A 24292-nucleotide genomic window follows, 5' to 3' on the forward strand; every position below is an offset into this window, starting at 1 on the left:
CTCACCCACCCAGCCTACGGCCAGAGCTTGTCGGTGCGCCCACTACTCTGGACGGCATGTCTGCCCCATTTAACTCTGCCCTGCTTGATGCGCTGAAACAGCGCGTTGTCATCGGCGACGGAGCGATGGGCACCATGTTGCAGGCCGCGGACCTCACCCTGGACGACTTCCTCGGCCTCGAGGGGTGCAATGAGATCCTCAACGACACCCGTCCCGACGTGCTCAAAGACATCCACCGTGCGTACTTCGCAGCTGGTGCCGATGCCGTCGAGACCAACACCTTCGGTTGCAACCTGCCCAACCTCGCCGACTACGACATCTCTCACCGGATCCGCGAACTCTCGAAAAAGGGCACTGCTCTCGCCCGCGAAGTAGCGGACGAGATGGGACCAGGCCGCGACGGGATGGCCCGATTCGTACTCGGCTCGATGGGGCCGGGAACCAAGCTCCCCAGCCTCGGACACGCACCGTACGCAGTCCTTCGTGACGCGTACACCGAAGCTGCGCTCGGCATGATCGACGGTGGCGCCGACGCCATCCTCGTCGAAACCTGCCAGGACCTGCTTCAGGTGAAAGCTGCAATCCTCGGCAGTCAGCGCGCGATGGAGCAACTCGGACTGCGGTTGCCGATCATCACGCACGTGACGGTCGAGACAACCGGAACGATGCTCCTGGGCAGTGAGATCGGTGCGGCGCTGACGGCACTCGAGCCGCTCGGTATCGACATGATCGGCCTGAACTGCGCCACCGGGCCGGCCGAGATGAGCGAGCATCTCCGACATCTCTCCAAGTACTCGACGCTGCCGGTGTCGGTCATGCCCAATGCCGGCCTGCCGCAACTCGGCCCCAAGGGTGCCGAGTACCCGCTGACCGCCGACGAATTGGCCGAAGCCCTCAGTGGTTTCGTCTCCGAGTTCGGACTCGGTCTCGTCGGTGGCTGCTGCGGTACGACACCGGAGCACATCAGTGCGGTGGCCGAGGCGGTCCGCCAGGTCGAGAAGGCCCAGCGCACTCCGATCCACGAGCCGAGCACCTCTTCGCTGTACTCCGCGGTGCCGTTCGAGCAGGACGCCAGCATCCTGATGATCGGCGAACGCACGAACTCCAACGGCTCCAAGGCTTTCCGCGAGGCAATGCTCTCCGCGGACTACCAGAAGTGCCTGGACATCGCCAAGGACCAGACCCGCGACGGCGCACACATGCTCGACCTCAACGTCGACTACGTGGGCCGTGACGGTGCCGCCGACATGTCAGAACTGGCAAGCCGTTTGGCGACGTCCTCGACGCTCCCGATCATGCTCGACTCCACCGAGCCTGCCGTGCTGCAGGCCGGTCTCGAGCACCTCGGTGGCCGCTGCGCCGTCAACTCCGTCAACTACGAAGACGGCGCCGGCCCGGAATCGCGTTTCCACAAGATCATGACGCTGGTCAAGGAACACGGCGCGGCCGTTGTCGCCCTGACCATCGACGAAGAAGGCCAGGCTCGTACCGCCGAGACCAAGGTTGCCATCGCCAAGCGTCTGATCGAGGACATCACGGGAAACTGGGGACTCGCCGAGTCCGACATCATCGTCGACGCGTTGACCTTCCCCATCTCGACCGGTCAGGAAGAGGTTCGACGCGACGGCATCGAGACCATCGAAGCCATCCGTCAGCTCAAGGCCGCCTACCCGGACCTGCACTTCACCCTGGGTATCTCCAACATTTCGTTCGGTTTGAACCCGGCCGCACGTCAGGTCCTCAACTCGGTGTTCCTACACGAGTGCACAGAGGCCGGTCTGGACACGGCGATCGTTCACGCGTCCAAGATTCTGCCGATGGCCCGCATTCCGGACGAGCAGCGTGAAACTGCACTCGACCTGGTCTACGACCGTCGTCGCGAGGGTTACGACCCACTGCAGAAGCTGATGGCTCTCTTCGAGGGCGTTTCGGCTGCGTCGGCGCGTGAGTCCCGTGCACAGGAACTCGCGGGACTTCCGCTGTTCGACCGCCTCGAGCGTCGCATCGTCGACGGTGAGCGCAACGGCCTCGACGACGACCTCACCGAGGCGATGACGATCAAGCCGCCGCTGGCCATCATCAACGAGACTCTGCTGTCCGGCATGAAGACCGTCGGTGAGCTGTTCGGCTCCGGTCAGATGCAGCTGCCGTTCGTGTTGCAGTCGGCCGAGGTCATGAAGGCTGCGGTTGCTTTCCTCGAACCGCACATGGAAGCCACCGACGAGGACGGCAAGGGCCGTATCGTAATCGCGACCGTCAAGGGCGACGTTCACGACATCGGCAAGAACCTGGTCGACATCATCTTGAGCAACAACGGCTACGAGGTAGTCAACATCGGCATCAAGCAGCCGATCGCGACCATCCTCGACGTCGCGTTGGACAAAAAGGCCGACGTCATCGGCATGTCCGGACTGCTCGTGAAGTCCACTGTCGTGATGAAGGAAAATCTGCAGGAACTCAACGCACGCGGTGTCGCCGAGAAGTTCCCGGTTCTGCTCGGCGGTGCGGCGCTGACGCGCTCGTACGTCGAGAACGATCTGCAGGAGGTGTACGAGGGTGACGTCAGCTACGCCCGCGACGCTTTCGAGGGTCTGAACTTGATGGACCAGATCATGACGACCAAGCGTGGCGGCGGCCCAGCGCCGGACAGCCCGGAGGCCATCGCAGCGCGTGAGAAGGTTGCCGAGCGTAAAGCCCGTCACGAGCGTTCCAAGCGAATCGCAGAAAAGCGTAAGGCTGCAGCGGTTCCCGTCATCCTGCCGGAGCGTTCCGACGTTGCCACCGACATTGCGGTGCCGACACCTCCGTTCTGGGGTTCGCGCATCGTCAAGGGAATCTCGCTGTCCGAGTACTCGGGCCTGCTCGACGAGCGCGCTCTCTTCCTCGGCCAGTGGGGTCTTCGCGGTCAGCGCAAGGGCGACGGTCCGACGTACGAGGAACTGGTCGAGTCGGAAGGCCGTCCGCGGCTTCGATACTGGCTCGATCGCCTGACGTCCGAGGGCATCCTCGCGCACGCCGCTGTTGTGTACGGGTACTTCCCGGCGATCTCGGAGGGCGACGACGTCATCGTGCTCACCGAGCCGAAACCGGATGCACCCGAACGGTTCCGGTTCACCTATCCGCGTCAGCACCGCGACCGCTTCTTGTGCATCGCGGACTTCGTCCGCTCGCGCAAGGACGCCGAGGCCACCGGCCAGGTCGACGTGCTTCCGTTCCAACTGGTGACGATGGGGCAGCCGATCGCGGACTTCGCCAACGAGTTATTCGCGTCGAACTCGTACCGCGATTACCTCGAAGTACACGGAATCGGCGTCCAGCTCACGGAATCTCTGGCCGAGTACTGGCATCGACGCGTCCGTGAAGAGCTTGTGCTTCCCGAGGGCCACACCGTCGCGGAACAGGACCCGACCGAGGTTGCCGGGTACTTCGATCTCGAGTACCGCGGCGCTCGTTACTCGTTCGGATACGGCGCGTGCCCGGACCTCGAGGATCGTGCCAAGTTGGTTGCTTTGCTCGAACCCGAGCGGATCGGCGTCGAACTGTCCGAGGAACTGCAACTGCATCCCGAGCAGTCCACTGACGCTTTTGTCCTGCACCACCCGGAAGCAAAGTATTTCAATGTCTGAGTTGTTGACCGAAGTATCCGAAACGACCCTCGGTGGTGTCCTGTGGGACATGGACGGCACCCTGCTCGATTCGGAGAAGCTGTGGGACATCGCGCTACGTGAGCTGTCCCTGCGCCTGGGCGGACCGATGACGGAAGCGACTCGCATCGCCGTCATCGGTGCGTCGAGCCCCTTCGCCCTGGCGACGGTGTTCGACGCGCTCGGCCTGGAGAAGCATCACGATGCCATCGCCGAGGCGAAGGACTGGATGTACACCCGCGTCGGCGATCTGTTCGAGGACGGCGTGACCTGGCGACCGGGCGCTCGCGATGCTCTGTCGACCGTGCGTGACGGTGGTCTGCGTTCTGCACTGGTCACCAACACCGAGCGAGTTCTGGTCGATCGGGCACTCGGCATGCTCGGCCGTGAGTTCTTCGACCACTCGGTGTGCGGCGACGAGGTCCCCAACGGAAAACCGGCGGCGGATCCGTACCTGCGCGGCGCGCATCTGCTCGGACTCGAGCCGGCGCAGTGCCTCGCGATCGAGGACTCACCGACCGGTACGGCGTCGGCTAGCGCCGCGGGTTGCGCGGTGCTCGTCGTTCCGTGTGAGGTCGATGTCCCGGCCGGCCCTGGACGCGTGTTTCGAGAGTCGTTGGTGGACTTGTCCATTCACGATCTTCACGACGTTCACTCGAGCGCGGCACGTTAGGCTGGATTTGCTGTGGCTATTCCGAAAATTGTTCTCTTCTACCAGTTCACGCCGCTGGCGGACCCGGAAGCGATCAAGCTGTGGCAGCACAGCCTGGCCGAGTCCAACAACCTGACGGGACGAATCATCGTCTCGCCGCACGGGATCAACGCGACGGTCGGCGGAGACATCGAGGATGTCAAGCGATACGTCCGAGGTACGCGTGGCTACGAGCCGTTCCGCACCGCTGATATCAAGTGGTCGGACGGACTCGGTGACGATTTCCCTCGCCTGAGCGTCAAGGCTCGGTCGGAGATCGTGACGTTCGGTGCCCCCGACGAGCTGAAGGTCGACGAGAACGGTGTAGTCGGCGGCGGAGTTCACCTGGCGCCCAAAGAACTACACGAACTCGTCGACAGTCGCGGTGACGAGGTCGTGTTCTTCGACGGGCGCAATGCGTTCGAAGCCGAGATCGGCCGTTTCCGAGATGCAGTGGTTCCGGACGTGGCCACGACTCGCGATTTCGTCGACGAACTCGACAGCGGCAAGTACGACCATCTCAAGGGCAAAGCCGTGGTCACCTACTGCACCGGGGGAGTGCGCTGCGAGGTGTTGTCTTCACTGATGCGCTCACGTGGCTTCGACGAGGTCTACCAGTTGGACGGCGGAATCGTCCGTTACGGCGAAACTTTCGGCGACCGCGGTCTCTGGGACGGTTCCCTGTACGTGTTCGACAAGCGGATGAACATCGAGTTCTCATCCGAAGCCAAGACGCTCGGCGTCTGTGTCGATTGCGGTACTCCGACGCCGCGGTTCCGCAATCGGATCGACGGCGACGGTCGCACCCTCGAATTGCTCTGCGAAAGCTGTTCACCAGACCTCGAGCGGGACTGAGCAGTGCCCAAGGCTCCGTTGCCGATCCGAAACGGTCTCGGGCCGGATCGGCTGCGGATGCCGGCCGAGTCGTCCGCGCGTACCGTCCTCGAGCACCTGATCGCCGACAATCCGGGGGAGCGGGATCTGTGGGCGGACCTCGTGAACGCCGGGGATGTCGTCGACGAGCACGGGCGGAAGATCACCGGCGAAACGCCTTATCAGCCGACCCGATTCGTGTACTTCTACCGCGAACCAGCTCCCGAGATTCCGGTCCCGCACGAGATCGAGATCCTGTACCGCGACGACTCGATTCTCGTGATCGACAAACCACACTTCCTGGCGACCATTCCGCGGGGAGCACACATTGTCGAAAGCGCGGTCGTGCGACTGCGTCGCGACCTGGATCTTCCGGATCTTGCGCCAGTTCACCGCCTCGACCGGATGACGGCGGGGGTCATCGTGTTCACCATGACACCGGACCTACGACGGCCGTACCAGGAACTTTTTGCCGAGCAGCGGATCGTCAAGGAATACGAGGCGATTGCAGGCTTCGATCCGGAACTGACTTTTCCGCGCACAGTGCGCAGTCGCATCAACAAGGTTCACGGCGAGATGACGGCCACCGAGATCGCGGGTGAGCCGAACAGTGAGACCTCGATCGAACTGATCGAGGTGATCACCGACTCTGTCGGCCGGACACTTGGGCGATACAAGTTGCTCCCACGGACCGGCCGGACCCATCAGCTTCGCCTGCATCTGAACTCTCTCGGTATCCCGATCGTCGGCGACAATTACTACCCCCAGTACCTCCCCGCGGTGCCCGGCGACTTCTCCACGCCATTGCGATTGTTGGCGCGGGCGCTGGAGTACCCGGATCCGATCACCGGGCAGACCCGCAGGTTCGTCAGTTCGCGCAGCCTCGACGCAGGGCTGTGAACACCGCTGTTCGTGGGCGTGTGAAAACCGCTTCCGTCCTCGTGAAAGAATGTCTACCCGTGAAGACCTTCGAATCCTTGTTCGCCGAATTGACCGAGCGTGCTGCTACTCGCCCCGAGGGATCCGGCACTGTCGCCGCCCTCGACGCCGGTGTGCATGCGCAGGGCAAAAAGGTCATCGAGGAAGCCGGTGAAGTGTGGATCGCTGCGGAATACCAGAGCGATGAGCAGCTAGCCGAGGAAATTTCCCAGCTGCTGTACTGGACGCAGGTGTTGATGGTCGGTCGCGGACTGACCCTCGAGGACGTGTACCGACATCTGTGATCGGAGCTGACCAGCGAGATGTTCGCCATCTCGCTCGTCCAGGGCTTCCGATTCACGTCGTCTCACGTCAACCACACCTTCCGAAAGGACATCCACCATGCTGCGCGTAGCAGTTCCCAACAAAGGCTCACTGTCCGAGTCCGCCGCCGAGATTCTCAGCGAGGCCGGCTACCGTCGACGCACCGATTCCCGTGATCTGACGGTCCTCGATCCTGCCAATCAGGTCGAGTTCTTCTTCTTGCGCCCCAAGGACATTGCGATCTATGTCGGCTCCGGTGAACTGGATCTCGGCATCACCGGTCGCGACCTCGCCGGCGACTCGGGAGCTCCCGTGTCCGAGCGTCTGTCGCTGGGCTTCGGCCGTTCGTCGTTCCGCTACGCAGCACCGGCCGGCAAGGATTGGACGGTCGAGGATCTGTCCGGCCTTCGTATTGCGACGTCGTACCCGAACCTCGTCCGCAAGGACCTCACAGATCGCGGACTCGACGCCACCGTCATCCGTCTCGACGGCGCCGTGGAGATCTCGATTCAGCTCGGTGTCGCCGACGCGATCGCCGACGTGGTCGGATCGGGTCGCACTCTCCGTCAACACAACCTCGTGGCTTTCGGCGAATCGCTCTGCGATTCCGAGGGTGTCCTGATCGAGCGCACCGGCGCTCCGCAGGACGATCCCGCCCGCAACCAGCTCATCGAACGCGTACGGGGAATCGTCTTCGCTCAGCAGAACCTGATGATCGACTACGACTGCCCGCGCACCATCCTCGACGACGCCATCAAGATGACCCCCGGTATGGAGTCGCCGACGCTCTCGCCGTTGGCCGATCCCGACTGGGTCGCGGTTCGCGCGATGGTCCCGATCAAGGGACACAACCAAGTGATGGATGCCTTGGCCGAACTCGGTGCCAAGGCCATCCTCGCGTCGAACATCCGCTCGGTACGCGCTTTCTGATCACTGCCTGAATAGATCTACGCGCATTCGCGCCCGTTCCTGGAAGTCAGGAACGGGCGCGAATCTGCAAAGTCTGGGCGATACGGCCGACGGCACCCTGCTCGTCGTAGAGCACACCCGCACACATGCCGACGCCGTCCGGACCGGTTGTGGTTTCGGCGGCGACACCGACCCAGTCACCCTCGGGCACGCGGAAGATGTGCACCGTGAGATCGGTGTTGAGGAACGTCCAGTGCTCCGGGTCGAGCTTGGCGCCGACGCCGTTGGAGATGTCGGCCACCGCGAACAAGCGCTCGAGGGCAGACATCTTCTCGCCCTCGACCAGTTCGGGATTGGGGCGTGCCCACACCTTTCCGGTGCCCACGCACCCGATCGGAGCAATCCAGGACCAATCGAGGGTCTTGAGGTAGCCGACGCTCCAGAGACCCTCGAGAACGCCCGGGGTTCCACTGTCGCGGGGTTCGAGCGGGGGATCGACAACGTGGACGACGTCACCGGTATCCACTGTCTCCATCCGCCATGCCGTCCCTCGTGCAACAGCGCGTGCAGATCCGTCGGCGGTGGTCGCCCACAGTTCGGCGACGATCAATTCGATACGGCGACCGGGTCGTTCGATCCAGGACCGGACTTCGAGGTCGGCAATCGGAATCGGTCCGAGAATCTCGACGACGACGCGCGTCAGACGGGTTTCGTCGCGCGCACCGCACCGCTCGAGGGCTCGTACCAACAGCGCCGACGGGGGAGCGCCGTGCTGCAGTGTCGGGCCCCAGATGCTGACAGTTGCCTGCGTGCTCGCGAACCGCTCGTGCCCTTCCTCCGTCGTTCCGAGGTAGCGGTAGTACGAACTGTCCGTCATGTTATGAATTCTCCTTTGCGGCAACAGGTTCGGTGCTCAGCAGGTCCGGCCAACCTGGATACGGCGGAGGTGTTCCGCCGAACGAGGGGCACAGTGACTTGTGATCGCACCAGTCGCACAGTTTGCCAGGCTTGGGTCTGAAGTCTCCGGTCGCACCTGCTGCGAGGATCGCTTTCCAGATGACGGAGAGGGTTCGCTCGAATCGGATGAGCTCGTCGTGATCCGGTGCGTACGTGAGAATCGAGCCGGAGGCCAGATAGATCAGGCGCAGTTGTGCGGGAACGATTCCGCGAGTGCGCAGCAGTACGAGCGCGTAGAACTTCATCTGGAAGAGCGCCTTGGATTCGGTGAACTCGCGAGGCGCTTTTCCGGTCTTGTAGTCGACCACCCGCACCTCACCCGTCGGTGCAACGTCTATCCGGTCGACGAAGCCGCGGAGTCGAACGCCGTTCTCCAATTCGGTCTCGACGTAGACCTCGCACGCCTCGGCATCGAATCGAGTGGGATCTTCGAGCGTGTAGTACGTCGCGACGAGCTTGCCGACTTCGTCGAGGAACGAATCCAGCTCGCCTTCCGGAACAAGGTCAGCGGCCTCGGGAGACTCGGCACTGACACGTTCCCACGCGGGACGGACGAGTTCGGCTGCGCGATCGGGAACCCGGTGACCGGTCGGGAGTGCAAACAGCGCTTCCAGTGCCGCGTGTACGACGGTGCCTCTGACCTGCGCTCTGGTTGGTGTTTCCGGAATTCTGTCGACCGCTCGAAACCGATAGAGCAGGGGGCATTGTTTGTAGTCACCCGCCCGAGACGGAGAGAGCGCCGGCCGACTACGCGGGCGCTGGTGTGATGTGGCACCCGTTGGAGTGGGGGTTGGCAATTCGACAGAGCTCACACCTGGCAGGCTATGCGGTTGGTCCGACAACTCCGTCGGAGCCGGTGGCGAGGACACCGGAAACAAACGAACAGGGATCATCTGCGCATGGCGAACGAGCTGCAACCAGAAGAAGTTACGACCGAAGTGGATGAGGTTGTGCAGTCCGCTGTCGCCGAGATTCCCGAACAAGAGCTTCCAGACGCTGATCTCACCGCGCCGGGTAAGCGGCCGTCGGGACCGTTCCGCGTCGGCGATCGCGTCCAGCTGACCGACGGCAAGGGACGCCACTACACGATCGTCCTCGAGGCGAATCGTGAGTACCACACCCACAAGGGCGGAATCGTTCACAACGACCTGATCGGTGCCGACGAGGGCAGCGTCGTCAAGTCGGTCAACGGCACGCCTTACCTCGCTCTGCGTCCACTACTGGTGGACTACGTGCTCTCCATGCCGCGCGGTGCCCAGGTCATCTACCCGAAGGACGCGGCTCAGATCGTCCACGAGGGCGACGTGTTCCCCGGAGCACGGGTGCTCGAAGCAGGAGCCGGCTCCGGCGCACTGACGTGTTCCCTGCTGCGTGCTGTCGGCCCCGAGGGCAAGGTCATCTCTTACGAGGTCCGCGACGATCACGCCGAACACGCGGTCCGCAACGTCGAGACCTTCTTCGGGGAGCGTCCCCCGAACTGGGAACTGACCATCGCCGATCTCGCGGAGTTCGATCCGGAAGCGCACGGCGGCAAGGTCGATCGCGTCGTACTCGACATGCTGGCTCCGTGGGACGTCCTGCCCGCCGTCTCGAAGGCGCTCGTGCCTGGCGGCGTTCTGATCGTCTACGTCGCGACCGTTACTCAGCTCTCGAAGGTCGTCGAGGCGATGCGCGAGCAGGAATGCTGGACCGAGCCGCGCTCGTGGGAATCGATCGTGCGCGGTTGGCACGTCGTCGGTTTGGCGGTGCGCCCCGAACATCGGATGCAAGGCCACACCGCGTTCCTCGTGAGCGCTCGTCGTCTCGCCGAAGGAACTGTCACCCCGAAGCCCCAGCGGCGTGCGGGCAAGGGCTCGAATATCGCGGCCAAGTAATTACACGAAAACGACAAGAGCGGCGATCCGGTATCCGGATCGCCGCTCTTGTCGTAGCTGGAAGTTATGCGGTGCAGGAAGCGCGGCCCATTTCCAGGAGCACGCAAGCCGAGGTGTCGGACAGCTTCCAGGAGCCGTCTTCGAGCTCCCAGGTCCACGGGGTGGCCGGGGCGGCGCCGTGCGGGCTGACGACGGCGACGTCTGCAGTTGCGGTCTGACCGTCGACCTTGACGTTGTCCACGTTGAACGTGATCGCGTAGGCCGGGTTACCGCCCAGCGCAGCACTCATCGTCTCGATGTTGGCCTGACGCTTCGTTCCGTCGACCACCAGAGCGGTCTTCTCCTCGATCGGCTTGGCCGGATCGATCAGAGCGACGAGCGAGGCGTTGAGTTCCTCGGCCGTCGGAGCCGCTGCGGCAGCGGCAGCTGACGTCGTGGCGGAAGCCGAGGCCTTGGCCGTGGTGCTCGAGGCGGCGGCGGAAGTCGAGCTGGCAGCCGTCGAATCCTTGTTGTCGTCCGAGCTGCATGCACCCATGGTCAGGACGGCAGCGACGGCACAAGCGCTGATGAGAGTCTTGCGGATGATCACAGCGTTACCTTTCGTTGTAAAGAGAGACAGGCGCTGTCTCCATCTTGTAGGCAAGGCTAACATGACCAAATTCTGGCTCGAGACCAGTCGGCACGGTCCCCGTGCGGGTGTGAATTCGCACTCGCGCACCGTGTCTGGCGACAGTTGGGGCCTTATGCCGGTAGCGTTGATGGATCGCACTGGGAGGAGACGCACATGAGCTCGACAGAGAACCCGGATTCGGTTGCGGCAGCAGAAGAACTCCACGCGCTACGAGTGGAAGCACAGGTACTGCGCCGACAACTCGCACAATCGCCGGAGCAGGTGCGTGAGCTGGAGTCGAAGGTGGACTCGCTGTCCATCCGAAACAGCAAGCTGATGGACACCCTCAAGGAGGCCCGTCAGCAGCTCATCGCACTTCGTGAAGAAGTCGACAGACTCGGTCAGCCGCCGAGCGGTTACGGAGTCCTTCTCTCGGTACACGAGGACAAGACCGTCGATGTGTTCACGTCCGGTCGCAAGATGCGATTGACGTGCTCACCGAACATCGACACGGACACCCTTGCCCTCGGACAGACGGTTCGCCTCAACGAGGCACTCACCATCGTCGAGGCGGGCACCTACGAGCAGGTCGGCGAGATCAGCACGCTCCGTGAGGTACTCGACGACGGACTGCGCGCGCTGGTGGTCGGGCATGCCGACGAAGAGCGCATCGTCTGGCTCGCAGCACCGTTGGCGGCCGTCTTCGCCGATCCCGAAGCCGACATCATCGCGTACGACGCCGATTCTCCGACCAGAAAACTGCGTCCCGGCGACTCGTTGCTCGTCGACACCAAGGCCGGATACGCCTTCGAGCGCATCCCGAAGGCCGAGGTCGAGGATCTGGTTCTCGAGGAAGTTCCGGACGTTCACTACGACGACATCGGTGGTCTCGGACGTCAGATCGAGCAGATCCGTGACGCCGTCGAGCTTCCGTTCCTGCACAAGGACCTGTTTCACGAGTACTCGCTGCGACCGCCGAAGGGAGTACTGCTCTACGGTCCTCCCGGTTGCGGTAAGACGCTCATCGCCAAGGCCGTCGCCAACTCGTTGGCCAAGAAGATCGCCGAAGCCCGCGGTCAGGACAGCAAGGACGCCAAGTCCTACTTCCTGAACATCAAAGGCCCGGAACTTCTGAACAAGTTCGTCGGCGAAACCGAGCGTCACATTCGGATGATCTTCCAGCGTGCTCGCGAGAAGGCGTCCGAGGGTACTCCGGTGATCGTCTTCTTCGACGAGATGGACTCGATCTTCCGTACCCGTGGTTCGGGAGTCTCCTCCGACGTGGAGACAACGGTCGTCCCGCAGCTGCTCAGCGAGATCGACGGCGTGGAAGGGCTCGAGAACGTCATCGTCATCGGTGCGTCCAACCGTGAGGACATGATCGACCCGGCCATCCTGCGTCCGGGCCGACTGGACGTGAAGATCAAGATCGAGCGCCCCGACGCGGAATCTGCTCAGGACATCTTCTCGAAGTACCTGGTGGACGGTCTGCCGATCAATGCGGACGACCTCGCCGAGTTCGGTGGAGATCGCACTGCATGCTTGAAGGCGATGATCGTTCGCGTCGTCGATCGCATGTACGCGGAGAGCGAAGAGAATCGTTTCCTCGAGGTCACGTACGCCAACGGTGACAAGGAAGTTCTGTTCTTCAAGGACTTCAACTCGGGTGCGATGATCCAGAACATCGTCGACCGCGCCAAGAAGTACGCGATCAAGTCGGTGCTCGACACCGGCGCTCCGGGCTTGCGTGTGCAGCACCTCTTCGATTCCATCGTCGACGAGTTCGCCGAAAACGAGGATCTGCCCAACACCACCAATCCTGATGACTGGGCACGTATTTCGGGCAAGAAGGGGGAGCGGATCGTCTACATCCGCACTCTCGTCACGGGCAAGAACGCCAGTGCAAGCCGCGCAATCGACACGGAGTCGAACACGGGCCAGTACCTGTAGCGAAAACCAACACCGATCGGGCCGGCCACTCCTCGAGAGTTGTCGGCCCGATCTCTTTCCATAATGCGTACTATTCTCCAGTAATCCGTACTATAGTGGGGGATGCCCAATGGAGTTCGGGTTGAACGGAGGCGAGTGCCGGGTCATGAATTTGAATCGCCCATTCCAGTCCATCACGCCGACCGTCGACGGTGACGTCCTCACTGCGATGTCATCTGCCGAGGAAATCGCTTTCACGCCCGGGCAACTGCACCGTGTTCTCAACCGGCATTCCGAAGAGGGAATTCGAAAGGTATTGCGCCGATTGGACGTGCAGGGGACCGTCCTCTCGTCGAAGGTTGGAAACGCCTACGCATATCGACTCAATCGTGAGCACCTGGCGTACAACCACGTAATCGGCCTTGCCCGTATGTTCACGGTCTTCTTGGAGCGACTGGAATCGACCATGACAGGTTGGGAGACCCCGCCCGTCTATTCGGCTCTGTTCGGTTCGGCAGCACGGGGATCGATGACGTCGGACAGTGACATTGACATCTTCCTCGTGCGGCCGAATCTGGTCGACGGCGATCTCTGGGATTCTCAGGTCGCGTCGTTGACGGCCAACGTGACCAGCTGGACCGGCAATGACGCTCGTGATCTCCAGTTCACCGAACAGGAAATCATTCGAGTTGGAGCAGCTGAGCCGGTCCTGATGGACGTCGTCCGGGAGGGGCTCACCATCGTCGGTTCGAGAACGGCGTTTGTGCGGTTGCTGAGGCAAGGGGATGCGTAATGGCTCGAACGAGGTTGTGTGACAAGGTTCTTCGTGACGGGCGCATGAACAAAGCCGAACAGTTCATCCAAGCTGCCGATATTGCCCTCGACGGGGCTGATGACATCGATGATGCAATTGTCACGCTCTGGGTTCATGCCGGCATCGCCGCATCCGACGTCATTTGCTGTGCGGGGCTTGGGGAGTTCTCGCAAAGTGATAACCACAACGAGGCCATAACGCTGCTCGGGTCCGTCGACAAGGTGTCGGCGAAGAATCTCAAGATTCTGCTCGGACTGAAAACTCGCGCGGGATACACCCATCTGGCTATTGGTCGTGATGACACGAAACGAGCGGGGCGTGCTGCGCGAGCCTTGATCGAGGCGGCGCGGCGGGCCAACGCGCACGCGGGCGGTTGACCTGGAGCCTTGTACTTCGCGTGTTGACTGACCAGCGGTGCCTCAGGGTGTGTGAGGTGACATGGCCGATTGGACCGGTCGGTCGCGCTGGTTTAGAGTCCCGCCGTGCAGATACATCTTCGACACAATCCGTCGTCCACCGTCGCTCGCTGCTACCTCGCGCCCGGCGAACCGCTGCGCGTGGAGAGCGGGGCGATGCTCGCGCATTCTGCCGGCGTGGTTCTCGAAGCGAAGGCGCAGGGCGGCGTCCTGCAAGGCCTCAAGCGGTCGATGCTCAGTGGAGAATCGTTTTTCGTCACGACGTATACCGCTCCGCCGCAAGGTGGTTGGGTCGATGTGACGGGTGTTCTTCCCGGTGATCTGATCCCGCTGACCATCACGTCCGATCGTCCGTTCTTCCTCAACCGTGGAACCTGGTTGGCCAACTCCTACGGCGTCACGGTCGAGTCCAAATGGGGAGGGATGTCCAACCTCTTCGGCGGTGAGGGCGGATTCGGCCTGCGGGCAAGTGGCGACGGTGAGGTAGTACTGGCCGTGTACGGCGCTATCGACGTCATCGACTTGCAGCCGGGCGAGACGATCACGATCGACACCGGTCACGTGGTCGCCTACGACCTCGGGATGAACTTCAACATGCGGCGCGCCGTTCAGGGACGCACTATTCAATCGATGAAGTCCGGCGAAGGATTTGTCTTCGACTTCACCGGCCCCGGACGCGTTCTCGCACAGACCCGCAACCCCAGCGCGTTTGCGGCGTGGCTCTCGGCGATCACCCCGGGCTGATCACCGTCCCAGTGGTGTTCAGCTCCAGCAATAGTCGGCCAGCAGAGCGCGCGAGTCCGGAACGAACGGCCACGACGGGTCTTGCAGGTGGGCGCCGAGTTCATCCGGCGTCCACCACCAACCTTCGGCGATCTCGCTGGGCTGATGAGCCATCGGACCGTCGTACCTGAGTTCGAACGCAAACAGGTGACAGCGCAGCGGAGAATTGTTCCACTCGCCGTCCCAGGATTTTCGAGCGATCTCCGTCAGTTGGAGTGGCTGATCTGCCGTTCCGAAGATTCCGAGCTCTTCACCAATTTCACGGATCGCAGTTTCCTGCGGCGTCTCACCTGGATCCACGACACCTCCGGCAAGACAGTCGTGATAGCCCCCGAACACTGCCTTCGTGTCAGTTCGGCGATGGACGTAGATACGAGAGCCGTCCATGGTGCGAACAAGGACGCCTGCGCTCGCGTGCCAGAGCCCACCCGAGTAGACGACGGAACGTGTTGCTCGGCCGATCGGATTACCCGTCCGGTCGTACACGGCGACTACCTCGTCCGCGGGATTGAGGTCTGCGGTGAGAGGTTGGTGCATTCCTCCAACTGTGCCACGCCTGTAGGCGCCGCGCCTCAATCACATAGGCTCTTGTGTCATGCAGCGGATCATCGGTGTCGAGGTCGAATACGGAATATCTTCACCCAGTGAGCCGTCGGCGAATCCGATTCTCACTTCAACTCAGGCGGTGCTTGCCTACGCCGCCGCAGCGGGTGTGCCACGAGCCAAGCGCACACGCTGGGACTACGAGGTCGAATCTCCGCTTCGTGACGCCCGAGGCTTCGATCTGGGGCGAATGAGCGGCCCCGCACCGGTGATCGACGCGGACGAGATCGGCGCCGCGAACATGATTCTCACCAACGGGGCACGGTTGTACGTCGATCATGCCCATCCCGAGTATTCGGCCCCCGAGGTCGCCGACCCGCTCGACGCAGTGATCTGGGACAAGGCCGGCGAACGAGTGATGGAAGCTGCTGCGCGGCACGCATCCAGCGTGCCGGGTGCGCCACGGCTGCAGCTGTACAAGAACAACGTCGACGGCAAGGGTGCCTCGTACGGCACGCACGAGAATTACCTGTGCTCGCGCGACACCCCGTTCGCCTCGATCGTGACCGGCTTGACGCCGTTCTTCGCGTCCCGGCAGGTGATCTGTGGTTCCGGTCGTGTGGGTCTCGGTCAGTCCGGCGACGAGGCCGGATTCCAGCTTTCGCAGCGATCGGACTACATCGAGGTCGAAGTAGGCCTCGAGACCACGCTCAAGCGCGGAATCATCAACACCCGCGACGAACCGCACGCGGATGCGGACAAGTACCGCCGGCTGCACGTCATCATCGGCGACGCGAACCTCGCGGAGATGTCGACGTACCTCAAGGTGGGAACAACGGCGCTGGTACTCGACCTGATCGAGGCTGGTGTCGACCTCACCGATCTGCAACTGGCACGTCCGGTCACCGCTGTCCACCACATCAGCCACGACCCGACTCTGCGCAAGACCGTGGCGCTGGCAGACGGACGTGAACTGACAGGACTTGCGCTGCAACGTATTTACCTCGAACGTGTCTCGAAGTTCCTGGACCGTGAGACCGATCGTGATCCGCGAGCGGACGACATCGTCGCCAAGTGGGCGATGGTTCTCGACCTCCTCGAGCGCGATCCCATGGAGTGCGCGAACATCCTGGACTGGCCGGCCAAACTGCGTCTGCTCGAAGGTTTCCGCAATCGTGAGGGACTCGCGTGGTCGGCGCCGCGGTTGCATCTGGTGGATCTGCAGTACTCCGACGTGCGGCTCGACAAGGGGCTGTACAACCGCCTGGTTGCTCGCGGCTCCATGGAGCGGCTTGTCACCGAACAGCAGGTTCTCGACGCGATCACGAACCCTCCCACCGACACTCGCGCATACTTTCGCGGCGAGTGCCTACGTCGATTCGGTGCCGATATCGCGGCTGCGAGCTGGGATTCGGTCATCTTCGATCTCGGGGGCGAGTCGTTGATCCGAATCCCCACCCTCGAGCCGCTTCGAGGCACCAAAGCGCACGTCGGAGCGTTGCTCGACTCCGTCGACAGCGCCGCGGAATTGGTTGATCAGCTCACTCACTGAAATCAGCCGATGCGGCTCGCCGTCGCGTCTCTCCACACCTGACGGTGCCGCTCGGTAGGGTGAAGGTCCGAGCGGGATCAGTTACCGACTCTGCTGGGCCGAACAGGATGCTCGCGAGAGCTCCCTTCACACAAGGAGGTCGACGGCGATGGCTCAAGAACAGACGCAGCGTGCCGGTGGCGGCGAAGACGACGAAACCACTGGTGGCGACGGCAGTGCCGGCCAGGAACGTCGCGAGAAGCTGGCTGCAGAAACCGACGACCTGCTCGACGAGATCGACGACGTGTTGGAAGAGAACGCCGAGGACTTCGTCCGCGCCTATGTCCAGAAGGGCGGCCAGTGACGGTGGATCGCGCGCCCCGGATCACAGACGGGGACACACGGTTGAGCTTCGGCTCGAATCTGTCGTCATTCTCGGAATACCTTCGGGTGCATGCACCGGAGCACCTTCCGCAGAACCGCTTCGCCGACACAGGAGGTGTTGTCATGGGCGGGGGAGACATAGCTCCGCACGGCACCACCATCGTCGCGATCAGCTATGCGGGTGGTGTTCTGCTCGCCGGTGATCGCCGAGCGACGATGGGCAACCTCATCGCCAGCCGTGACGTGCAGAAGGTGTACGTCACCGACGATTACTCGGCTGCGGGTATCGCCGGAACGGCCGGGATCGCAATCGAACTGGTTCGGCTCTTCGCAGTCGAACTCGAACATTACGAGAAGATCGAAGGCGTCCCACTCACGTTCGACGGTAAAGCCAATCGACTTTCGTCGATGGTTCGAGGAAATCTCGGAGCAGCGATGCAGGGATTGGCGGTCGTGCCGCTGCTGGTGGGTTACGACTTGGACGCGGTCGATCCGTCAACGGCCGGCCGGATCGTCTCCTACGACGTCGTCGGTGGGCGATACGAGGAGCGCGCTGGATATCACGCAGTCGGGTCGGGTTCTCTGTTCGCGAAATCGGCGCTCAAGAAGCTGTATTCCCCGGGAATCGACGAGGACACCGCGCTTCGGTTCGCAGTCGAAGCGCTGTACGACGCAGCAGATGACGATTCGGCTACCGGTGGTCCCGATCTGACACGCGGGATCTATCCGACAGCGGTCACCATCACCTCCGCCGGCGCGGTGGAGTTGTCGACAACGCGGGCTGCCGAGATTGCCAGGGAGATCGTCGCGGCTCGCACTGCGACCGCGAGTCCGGAAGGGGAGTCTGCGCTATGACGATGCCGTACTACGCATCAGCCGAACAGATCATGCGCGATCGTTCGGAATTGGCGCGCAAGGGAATTGCCCGCGGACGCAGCGTCGTCGTTCTCACCTACCGCGACGGAGTTCTCTTTGTCGCGGAGAATCCGTCGCGGGCGCTGCACAAGGTCAGCGAACTGTACGACCGTCTCGGATTTGCTGCAGTGGGCAAGTACAACGAGTTCGAGAATCTGCGCCGCGCGGGCATCGTGCACGCGGACATGCGCGGGTACTCGTACGACCGTCGGGATGTCACGGGGCGTTCCCTCGCCAATGCGTACGCGCAGACGTTGGGAACGATCTTCACCGAGCAGCCCAAGCCGTACGAGGTCGAGATCTGCGTTGCCGAGATCGGCCGCTTCGGAAGCAGTACGCCGGCTCAGCTCTACCGGATCACGTACGACGGTTCCATCGCGGACGAGCAGGAATTTGTCGTCATGGGCGGTACAACCGAACCGATCGTGACGGCGATGCGTGAGTCGTACCAGCGAGATCTCGACCTCGAATCCGCAGTGCGGATCGCGGTGGGCGCGCTTCAAAAGGGTGGCCCGGCACCGGCCGGAACCACTGAGGCGGAACCACGAACACTCGATGTGAGTGCGCTCGAGGTGGCCGTCCTCGACAGCAACCGTCCACGCCGCGCGTTCAAACGAATCGCTGGAACGGTTTTGGAAGAGATGCTTCCAGCTCCGGCAGCGACTGAGGATGCGCCGCCGGCTAACGGCGACGCACCCTCGTAGTTACTGCAGGTCTGGGAGTTACTGCGTGATTCTGTAGACGGCCACCGCGCCCGGTTCGGTGTCGAAATCGAACCGGCGCGCGTCTGCCACCACTTCACCGTCGGTGGCTATGGCTACCGGTGAATCGGCCACCCGCACCGACATCGACGACACGAGTTCGCGAACGTAGACCCGCGAGCTGCCCAATGTTCCTGTGGCAGCTGCAAACAGAAGACGTGAGCGCGAGAACTTCTTGTCAGCGCGCAGATAGCGGACGTCGAGTAGTCCACGGTTCATCTCCGGACGCGACATCGGCACCTGATCAGCGGGGGAGTATCGCCCGTTTCCGACGAACAGCATCCAGATGGTGCTCCGCTTCCCGTCGATGGTGACAGTCATCGGCTCCGCCGCCGCGAGAACACGGATCATTGCGGCGCCCGCGGCCGGCCACTTTCCGAATCGCGGTTCCCACTTCTCTCGAAGTCGCACGGCGTCCGGGTATCCACCCAGGCTGGCGGTGTTGAGAAAGCGTGCAGTTACGCCGGAATCCGTGCGCACCACAGCGTGGTCGACAAATGCGGCCTGCCCGGACTCGACTGCCTGCGCGGTCTCCTCGACGTTCACCGCGCCGACGTCACGGGCGAAATGGTTCAACGTTCCGCCGGGAAAAACCGCAAGGGGTAGGTCGTGCTTTGTTGCCGCGGTCGCGACCGTGACCACTGTTCCGTCGCCCCCGCATACGCCTAACGCCTTCGGCGAGAGTTCGGGGATCTTGGCGTCGATCTGCATGTCGAAGTCGATGTCGGCGTCGAATTCGTAGATGATCGCTGCCGGTAGTGATTCTCGAATCGATTCGACGATCCCGTCGTCCTCGGAGCCGGAACCCGGATTGGTGAAGACCAACGAGCCTACTCCCCGAGGGAGTGCGGGAACTACGCACTCGGGTCCGAGTTCGGCTGGCTCTTCGTCGCGCACCGCCCACCAACGTCGTGTGCCGGCAGCGATTGCGCCGCCAACCGCGAGGCCGGCGAACACGTCGGACGGCCAGTGCACTCCGTTGTGAACGCGTGAGTACGCGACCGCTGCGGCCAATGGTGCGATGGCCGCGCCCGCCACCGGGGATTCCATGGCCACTGCCGCGGTGAATGCCGCCGCTGATGACGAATGACCGGAGGGGAACGAGGACGACGTCGGAATGTCGACTCCTCGCTTCGGGCTCAGCCAGACACGCGCCGGTGGGCGCCGCCGGGGAAACAGGGGCTTGAGTATGCCGTTGGCCAGCGCGCTCGAACCGGCAAGTGCGAGCATCCCACGTGCCGCGGCCCTCCTGGGCCGGCCACCGATCAGCGCGAGCAAGGCGGCGACGACCATCCACAAAACGCCGTGATCGGCCGCTCTGGAGAGAAACCGCATGGTCGGGTCGAGCACGGAAGGGCGCAGTGCTCCAGTGCTTTCCATGACTTTGACGTCGCTTCGGACAACTTTTCGGCGAATAAGGCTCACACCGTCACACTATGCCGCCGCCCGACGTTGTCGAGTCGTGACTTACGACGCGATCGAAGTACAGGGGTGAACCTCGCATTCTGGTTGTACTGTCGAAGTGTGCAGAGACGAATCATGGGTATCGAGACGGAATTCGGCGTTACCTGCACCTTTCACGGGCACAGGCGACTGAGCCCCGACGAGGTTGCTCGTTACCTCTTCCGTCGTGTCGTGTCGTGGGGTCGCAGCTCCAACGTCTTCCTCCGCAACGGAGCCCGCTTGTACCTGGATGTGGGTTCGCACCCGGAGTACGCGACGGCCGAGTGCGACAGCCTCATCCAATTGGTCAATCACGACCGAGCCGGTGAGCGTGTGCTCGAAGAACTGCTGATCGATGCCGAGGCGAGACTCGCCGAGGAGGGGATCGGTGGCGACATCTACCTCTTCAAGAACAACACCGACTCGGCCGGAAACTCGTACGGATGCCACGAGAACTTCCTCGTCGCGCGCGCCGGGGAGTTCTCCCGGATTTCGGATGTCTTGTTGCCGTTCCTCGTCACGCGCCAGTTGATCTGCGGCGCCGGCAAGGTGCTGCAGACACCGAAGGCTGCGACGTTCTGCCTCTCGCAGCGTGCGGAACACATCTGGGAGGGCGTCTCGTCGGCGACCACTCGCTCGCGTCCGATCATCAACACCCGCGACGAACCGCATGCGGATGCCGAGAAGTACCGCCGTCTGCACGTGATCGTCGGCGATTCGAACATGGCCGAAACGACGACGATGCTCAAGGTCGGTTCTGCAGCACTCGTGCTCGAAATGATCGAAGCCGGAGTTTCGTTCCGCGATTTCGCCCTGGACAACCCGATTCGTGCCATCCGCGAGGTCAGCCACGACGTGACCGGCAAGAAGCCGGTCCGTCTGGCCGGTGGACGTCAGGCCAGTGCTCTCGATATTCAACGCGAGTACCACTCCAAGGCAGTCGAACATCTGCGTAACCGCGAACCGGACCCGCAGGTCGAGCAGGTTGTCGATCTCTGGGGTCGTACCCTCGACGCCGTCGAAGCTCAGGATTTCGCGAAGGTCGACACGGAGATCGACTGGGTCATCAAGCGCAAGCTGTTCCAGCGCTACCAGGACCGTCACGGCTTCGATCTGTCCGATCCCAAGATCGCGCAGCTCGACTTGGCCTACCACGACATCAAACGTGGCCGCGGGGTCTTCGACGTGCTGCAGCGCAAAGGCTTGGTCAAGCGGGTCACCGAGGACGAGACGATCGACGAGGCCGTCGAGAATCCGCCGCAGACCACCCGCGCCAAGCTGCGGGGCGACTTCATCACCGCAGCCCAGGCCGCCGGCCGGGACTTCACGGTCGACTGGGTTCACCTCAAGCTCAACGATCAGGCGCAAAGAACTGTGCTCTGCAAGGACCCGTTCCGTTCTGTCGACGAGCGTGTCGAGCGTTTGATCGCTTCGATGTAGGTCACTCATTTTCGAGATGTACAAGACGGCAGGTCTGTTTTGCGGCGACGCGCCGGGCACGAAAGTGTCCGGCGCGCGTTCGGTTATCGGATAGCCACTAGGATTTCGGCGTGGCGACATCAAAAATCGAGCGGTTGATGAACCTGGTGATCGCATTGCTGTCCACCAGACAGTTCCTCACGGCGGAGAAAATCCGCGACAGTGTGGCCGGGTACAACGATTCCGCGAACTACGAAGCGTTCAGTCGCATGTTCGAGCGCGACAAGAACGAACTTCGTGACCTGGGTGTCCCTTTGGAAACCGGTCTGGCAGGACGGTTCTCGACGGTCGAGGGGTACCGGATCAATCGCAATGCCTACGAGCTTCCGGACGTGGACCTCACCAGCGAGGAATCTGCCGCCGTCGCCGTCGCAGTGCAGTTGTGGGAATCCCCGGAACTTATTTCGGCAGCCCAGAGTGCGCTACTCAAACTCCGAGCAGCCGGCGTGCAGGTCGACGCAGAAGTCAGTGCCGCACCGGTCACTGCGATTCCCGCACGCACCCGCGGCTCGGAGCCCGCCCTCGGAAAGCTGCTTGCAGCGGTCGACGCCGGCCGAGCAGTTCATTTTCAGCACCGCGGCGCATTGAACGAACCGTTCACCGAACGCACTGTGGAACCGTGGGGCGTCGTCACGCACAACGGCAAGTGGTACCTGGTCGGGCACGACGTCGACCGTGATGCGGTGAGAACCTTCCGGCTCTCCCGGATCGGTGACGACGTCAGGGAGTTCGGGCCCGCCGGATCGGTCCACAAACCCGAGGGTGTCGATCTTCGCGAGGTCGTCGACCGGGTGACCGGGTCGGGCGTGGTGACCGGGACCGCTACGGTGTGGGTCGCAGACGGTCGCGCACACGAGCTTCGCCGGCTTGCGACGGCGTCGTCCGATCGGCGGTTGACCGATCGCGACGGCAGCGTGCTGTCCATCCCCGTCCGATCCTGGGAGTGGACCGCTCGGTTGATCGCCGGACATGGGGTGGATGCACTGGTGTTGGACCCACCGGATTTGCGTGCGGAGGTCGTCGCGAAGCTACGCGCCGCGGCGAGCCCGATCACCGGCAACGACGGACAGGGGGAGAACTGATGAGCAATCGACTGTCATCACGGTTGGCGCGGCTGCTCAACCTCGTGCCGTACTTCATCGCGAATCCGGGAATCAGTCCCGCCGAGGCCGCCGAGGAACTCGGCGTCAGCACCACTCAACTGATGACCGACCTCAATCAGCTGTGGGTCTGTGGACTGCCCGGTTACGGTCCGGGCGATCTCATCGACCTGTCTTTCTCCGAGGAGAGCATCGAGGTCACGTTCTCGGCGGGGATCGATCGTCCGTTGCGCCTCACCTCCACGGAGGCGACTGCATTGCTGATTGCCCTCCGGTCGTTGGTCGAAATGCCGGGCATGGTTGATCCGTCCTCGGCCCAGCGCGCTATCGCGAAGATCGAGGACGCAGCAGGCTCGGCCGCGGCGCGAGCCGTTGGCCAAGACCGCGATACTTCGCCGACTCCGGATATCGCCGAAGATCCGATCGCCGCGACGGTCAGAGCCGCGCTCGCAGACAAGACTGCCCTCCGCCTGACGTATTACTCGGCTTCGCGAGACGCGGTTTCCGAGCGCATCGTCGATCCCGTTCGTATCGTGTTGGTCGACAACTACAGCTACCTCCAGGCCTGGTGCCGCCAGGCCGAGGGGGTGCGGTTGTTCAGGTTCGATCGGATCGACGCCGCCGTCCAACTCGACGAACCTGCCGATCCTCCGCCGCAAGCCCTGGAGGAGGATTCGAATCTCGAGTTGTTCAGCGGCGACGGTTCTCTTCCGGAAGCTCGGTTGTTCATCACCAGGGAGTGGGTGTGGATGCTCGACTACTACCCGATGGACGTCGTGCATGTGAACGACGACGGGTCGGTCGAGGCGACGATGAGTTTCGGAACTCTCGAATGGATGGCAAGGCTGGTCCTCGGGTTCGGTGAGGGTGTTCGGGTCCTGCATCCGCCGGAGTTGGTTTCCGAAGTACATGATCGGGCCGCTGCGGCACTCGACGCGTACGACGTAATCGGTTCGTAAAACTTCGGGAAACTTCACCTTCAGTGTGTTCGCAGGAAACAAACAGGTAAAAGGTAGCTGAAGTAAGTGCTTTGGCACCTCCGAGCGCCGGTTGTGTCCGGTAGCATCGAGGAATCTGATCATGGGAGGTCGTTATGGGTGCAATGCAGCCGATGCATTGGCTGATTGTCGCTGTTGTCGTCGTAATTCTGTTCGGGTCGAAGAAGCTTCCCGATGCAGCACGCGGTCTGGGTCGATCCCTCCGCATCTTCAAGAGCGAAGTCAAGGAAATGCAGAACGACGATGCGGCGCCCGCAAACGCGCCGGTCGCACAGCCTGCTCCGGCACAGTTGCCGACGGCCAACACCGCGGTGGTCGCAAACGGTGCAGCAGCACCTGTTGCGCAGCCGACCGAAGTCAAGCCGCTCTAGTACACACTGCGTTCAAGCCGGGGTG

General features: G+C 62.6%; 24 protein-coding genes. 19 read left to right on the forward strand and 5 right to left on the reverse strand.

Annotated elements, in window-relative coordinates:
• Nucleotides 1-56: 56 nt before the first annotated feature.
• From metH to hisG, 6 genes are all read left to right on the forward strand, one after another.
• Nucleotides 57-3626 (forward strand): methionine synthase, encoded by a 3570-nt coding sequence (metH, locus tag ACWF6P_RS09300; protein ID WP_452620840.1) that lies wholly within the window; start codon nt 57-59, stop codon nt 3624-3626.
• Nucleotides 3619-4317, forward strand: coding sequence for an HAD family hydrolase (locus tag ACWF6P_RS09305; protein WP_452620841.1), 699 nt, complete (start codon nt 3619-3621; stop codon nt 4315-4317). Before metH ends, ACWF6P_RS09305 begins: the two co-directional genes overlap by 8 nt.
• Before the next feature lie 12 nt (nt 4318-4329).
• Nucleotides 4330-5190: an oxygen-dependent tRNA uridine(34) hydroxylase TrhO gene (trhO, locus tag ACWF6P_RS09310; RefSeq protein WP_452620842.1), complete on the forward strand. Its 861-nt coding sequence runs from the start codon at nt 4330-4332 to the stop codon at nt 5188-5190.
• Between the two features lie 57 nt (nt 5191-5247).
• On the forward strand, nt 5248-6108 hold the full coding sequence (locus ACWF6P_RS09315; RefSeq protein WP_452620998.1) for a pseudouridine synthase: 861 nt from the start codon (nt 5248-5250) through the stop codon (nt 6106-6108).
• A 59-nt stretch (nt 6109-6167) separates the two neighbouring features.
• On the forward strand, nt 6168-6431 hold the full coding sequence (locus ACWF6P_RS09320; protein ID WP_003944933.1) for a phosphoribosyl-ATP diphosphatase: 264 nt from the start codon (nt 6168-6170) through the stop codon (nt 6429-6431).
• 97 nt (nt 6432-6528) lie between these two features.
• The gene (gene hisG, locus ACWF6P_RS09325; RefSeq protein ID WP_095970083.1) at nt 6529-7380 is read left to right on the forward strand and encodes an ATP phosphoribosyltransferase; all 852 of its coding nucleotides are present in this window, start codon (nt 6529-6531) and stop codon (nt 7378-7380) included.
• A gap of 46 nt (nt 7381-7426) precedes the next feature.
• Here the strand turns inward: hisG and ACWF6P_RS09330 are convergent, their stop codons facing one another.
• Together ACWF6P_RS09330 and ACWF6P_RS09335 are read right to left on the reverse strand one after the other, a co-directional pair.
• Nucleotides 7427-8236, reverse strand: a complete 810-nt coding sequence (locus ACWF6P_RS09330; protein ID WP_452620843.1) for a thioesterase family protein — start codon at nt 8234-8236, stop codon at nt 7427-7429.
• A 1-nt stretch (nt 8237) separates the two neighbouring features.
• Nucleotides 8238-9128, reverse strand: coding sequence for a RecB family exonuclease (locus ACWF6P_RS09335; RefSeq protein ID WP_452620844.1), 891 nt, complete (start codon nt 9126-9128; stop codon nt 8238-8240).
• 138 nt (nt 9129-9266) lie between these two features.
• On the opposite strand from ACWF6P_RS09335, the gene ACWF6P_RS09340 reads away from it, so the two are divergent.
• The gene (locus ACWF6P_RS09340) at nt 9267-10190 is read left to right on the forward strand and encodes a tRNA (adenine-N1)-methyltransferase (RefSeq protein ID WP_452620999.1); all 924 of its coding nucleotides are present in this window, start codon (nt 9267-9269) and stop codon (nt 10188-10190) included.
• A gap of 64 nt (nt 10191-10254) precedes the next feature.
• Here ACWF6P_RS09340 and ACWF6P_RS09345 read toward each other — a convergent pair whose 3' ends face one another.
• Nucleotides 10255-10779, reverse strand: coding sequence for a hypothetical protein (locus tag ACWF6P_RS09345; RefSeq protein WP_003944789.1), 525 nt, complete (start codon nt 10777-10779; stop codon nt 10255-10257).
• A 195-nt stretch (nt 10780-10974) separates the two neighbouring features.
• Between ACWF6P_RS09345 and arc the strand changes: the two genes are divergently transcribed.
• The 4 genes from arc to ACWF6P_RS09365 all read left to right on the forward strand — a co-directional run bounded on the left by arc (nt 10975) and on the right by ACWF6P_RS09365 (nt 14703).
• Nucleotides 10975-12750, forward strand: a complete 1776-nt coding sequence (gene arc, locus ACWF6P_RS09350; RefSeq protein WP_003944870.1) for a proteasome ATPase — start codon at nt 10975-10977, stop codon at nt 12748-12750.
• Nucleotides 12751-12895: 145 nt separating this feature from the next.
• Nucleotides 12896-13522 (forward strand): nucleotidyltransferase domain-containing protein, encoded by a 627-nt coding sequence (locus ACWF6P_RS09355; RefSeq protein WP_452620845.1) that lies wholly within the window; start codon nt 12896-12898, stop codon nt 13520-13522.
• A 44-nt stretch (nt 13523-13566) separates the two neighbouring features.
• The gene (locus ACWF6P_RS09360) at nt 13567-13920 is read left to right on the forward strand and encodes a hypothetical protein (RefSeq protein ID WP_452620846.1); all 354 of its coding nucleotides are present in this window, start codon (nt 13567-13569) and stop codon (nt 13918-13920) included.
• Nucleotides 13921-14025: 105 nt separating this feature from the next.
• A complete protein-coding gene (locus tag ACWF6P_RS09365; protein WP_230815672.1) occupies nt 14026-14703 on the forward strand; it encodes a TIGR00266 family protein in 678 nt (225 codons plus the stop codon).
• 18 nt (nt 14704-14721) lie between these two features.
• Here the strand turns inward: ACWF6P_RS09365 and ACWF6P_RS09370 are convergent, their stop codons facing one another.
• Complete coding sequence (locus tag ACWF6P_RS09370; RefSeq protein ID WP_452620847.1) at nt 14722-15279, reverse strand: NUDIX hydrolase; 558 nt, start codon at nt 15277-15279, stop codon at nt 14722-14724.
• A gap of 58 nt (nt 15280-15337) precedes the next feature.
• On the opposite strand from ACWF6P_RS09370, the gene dop reads away from it, so the two are divergent.
• The 4 genes from dop (at nt 15338) to prcA (ending at nt 18819) form a co-directional block, all read left to right on the forward strand.
• On the forward strand, nt 15338-16837 hold the full coding sequence (gene dop / locus ACWF6P_RS09375; RefSeq protein WP_452620848.1) for a depupylase/deamidase Dop: 1500 nt from the start codon (nt 15338-15340) through the stop codon (nt 16835-16837).
• 148 nt (nt 16838-16985) lie between these two features.
• Nucleotides 16986-17180 carry a ubiquitin-like protein Pup gene (locus ACWF6P_RS09380; protein ID WP_003944925.1) on the forward strand — a complete coding sequence of 65 codons (195 nt, stop codon included), beginning with the start codon at nt 16986-16988 and terminating at the stop codon, nt 17178-17180.
• Nucleotides 17177-18055, forward strand: a complete 879-nt coding sequence (prcB, locus tag ACWF6P_RS09385) for a proteasome subunit beta (RefSeq protein WP_378544057.1) — start codon at nt 17177-17179, stop codon at nt 18053-18055. Before ACWF6P_RS09380 ends, prcB begins: the two co-directional genes overlap by 4 nt.
• On the forward strand, nt 18052-18819 hold the full coding sequence (prcA, locus tag ACWF6P_RS09390; RefSeq protein WP_452620849.1) for a proteasome subunit alpha: 768 nt from the start codon (nt 18052-18054) through the stop codon (nt 18817-18819). Before prcB ends, prcA begins: the two co-directional genes overlap by 4 nt.
• An 18-nt stretch (nt 18820-18837) precedes the next feature.
• Here prcA and ACWF6P_RS09395 read toward each other — a convergent pair whose 3' ends face one another.
• The gene (locus ACWF6P_RS09395) at nt 18838-20256 is read right to left on the reverse strand and encodes a phosphatase PAP2 family protein (RefSeq protein ID WP_452621000.1); all 1419 of its coding nucleotides are present in this window, start codon (nt 20254-20256) and stop codon (nt 18838-18840) included.
• A 144-nt stretch (nt 20257-20400) separates the two neighbouring features.
• On the opposite strand from ACWF6P_RS09395, the gene pafA reads away from it, so the two are divergent.
• The 4 genes from pafA to tatA all read left to right on the forward strand — a co-directional run bounded on the left by pafA (nt 20401) and on the right by tatA (nt 24267).
• Nucleotides 20401-21759: a Pup--protein ligase gene (gene pafA / locus ACWF6P_RS09400; RefSeq protein ID WP_230815667.1), complete on the forward strand. Its 1359-nt coding sequence runs from the start codon at nt 20401-20403 to the stop codon at nt 21757-21759.
• Nucleotides 21760-21869: 110 nt separating this feature from the next.
• Nucleotides 21870-22880, forward strand: a complete 1011-nt coding sequence (locus ACWF6P_RS09405) for a helix-turn-helix transcriptional regulator (protein WP_378544066.1) — start codon at nt 21870-21872, stop codon at nt 22878-22880.
• Nucleotides 22880-23857 (forward strand): helix-turn-helix transcriptional regulator, encoded by a 978-nt coding sequence (locus ACWF6P_RS09410; protein ID WP_452620850.1) that lies wholly within the window; start codon nt 22880-22882, stop codon nt 23855-23857. Before ACWF6P_RS09405 ends, ACWF6P_RS09410 begins: the two co-directional genes overlap by 1 nt.
• 134 nt (nt 23858-23991) lie before the next feature.
• On the forward strand, nt 23992-24267 hold the full coding sequence (gene tatA / locus ACWF6P_RS09415; protein ID WP_452620851.1) for a Sec-independent protein translocase subunit TatA: 276 nt from the start codon (nt 23992-23994) through the stop codon (nt 24265-24267).
• The last annotated feature ends 25 nt before the right edge of the window (nt 24268-24292 follow it).

It is taken from the genome of Rhodococcus sp. NPDC055024, from assembly GCF_053608585.1.

Coding starts and splice junctions, on each gene's coding strand:
- ACWF6P_RS09370 (WP_452620847.1), bottom strand. CDS start 15,279: ATGCACCAACCTCTCACCGCAGACCTCAATCCCGCGGACGAGGTAGTC.
- ACWF6P_RS09395 (WP_452621000.1), bottom strand. CDS start 20,256: ATGGAAAGCACTGGAGCACTGCGCCCTTCCGTGCTCGACCCGACCATG.
- ACWF6P_RS09330 (WP_452620843.1), bottom strand. CDS start 8,236: ATGACGGACAGTTCGTACTACCGCTACCTCGGAACGACGGAGGAAGGG.
- ACWF6P_RS09410 (WP_452620850.1), top strand. CDS start 22,880: ATGAGCAATCGACTGTCATCACGGTTGGCGCGGCTGCTCAACCTCGTG.
- ACWF6P_RS09360 (WP_452620846.1), top strand. CDS start 13,567: ATGAACAAAGCCGAACAGTTCATCCAAGCTGCCGATATTGCCCTCGAC.
- tatA (WP_452620851.1), top strand. CDS start 23,992: ATGGGTGCAATGCAGCCGATGCATTGGCTGATTGTCGCTGTTGTCGTC.
- dop (WP_452620848.1), top strand. CDS start 15,338: ATGCAGCGGATCATCGGTGTCGAGGTCGAATACGGAATATCTTCACCC.
- ACWF6P_RS09355 (WP_452620845.1), top strand. CDS start 12,896: ATGAATTTGAATCGCCCATTCCAGTCCATCACGCCGACCGTCGACGGT.
- hisG (WP_095970083.1), top strand. CDS start 6,529: ATGCTGCGCGTAGCAGTTCCCAACAAAGGCTCACTGTCCGAGTCCGCC.
- metH (WP_452620840.1), top strand. CDS start 57: ATGTCTGCCCCATTTAACTCTGCCCTGCTTGATGCGCTGAAACAGCGC.
- ACWF6P_RS09380 (WP_003944925.1), top strand. CDS start 16,986: ATGGCTCAAGAACAGACGCAGCGTGCCGGTGGCGGCGAAGACGACGAA.
- prcA (WP_452620849.1), top strand. CDS start 18,052: ATGACGATGCCGTACTACGCATCAGCCGAACAGATCATGCGCGATCGT.
- ACWF6P_RS09315 (WP_452620998.1), top strand. CDS start 5,248: ATGCCGGCCGAGTCGTCCGCGCGTACCGTCCTCGAGCACCTGATCGCC.
- ACWF6P_RS09305 (WP_452620841.1), top strand. CDS start 3,619: ATGTCTGAGTTGTTGACCGAAGTATCCGAAACGACCCTCGGTGGTGTC.
- arc (WP_003944870.1), top strand. CDS start 10,975: ATGAGCTCGACAGAGAACCCGGATTCGGTTGCGGCAGCAGAAGAACTC.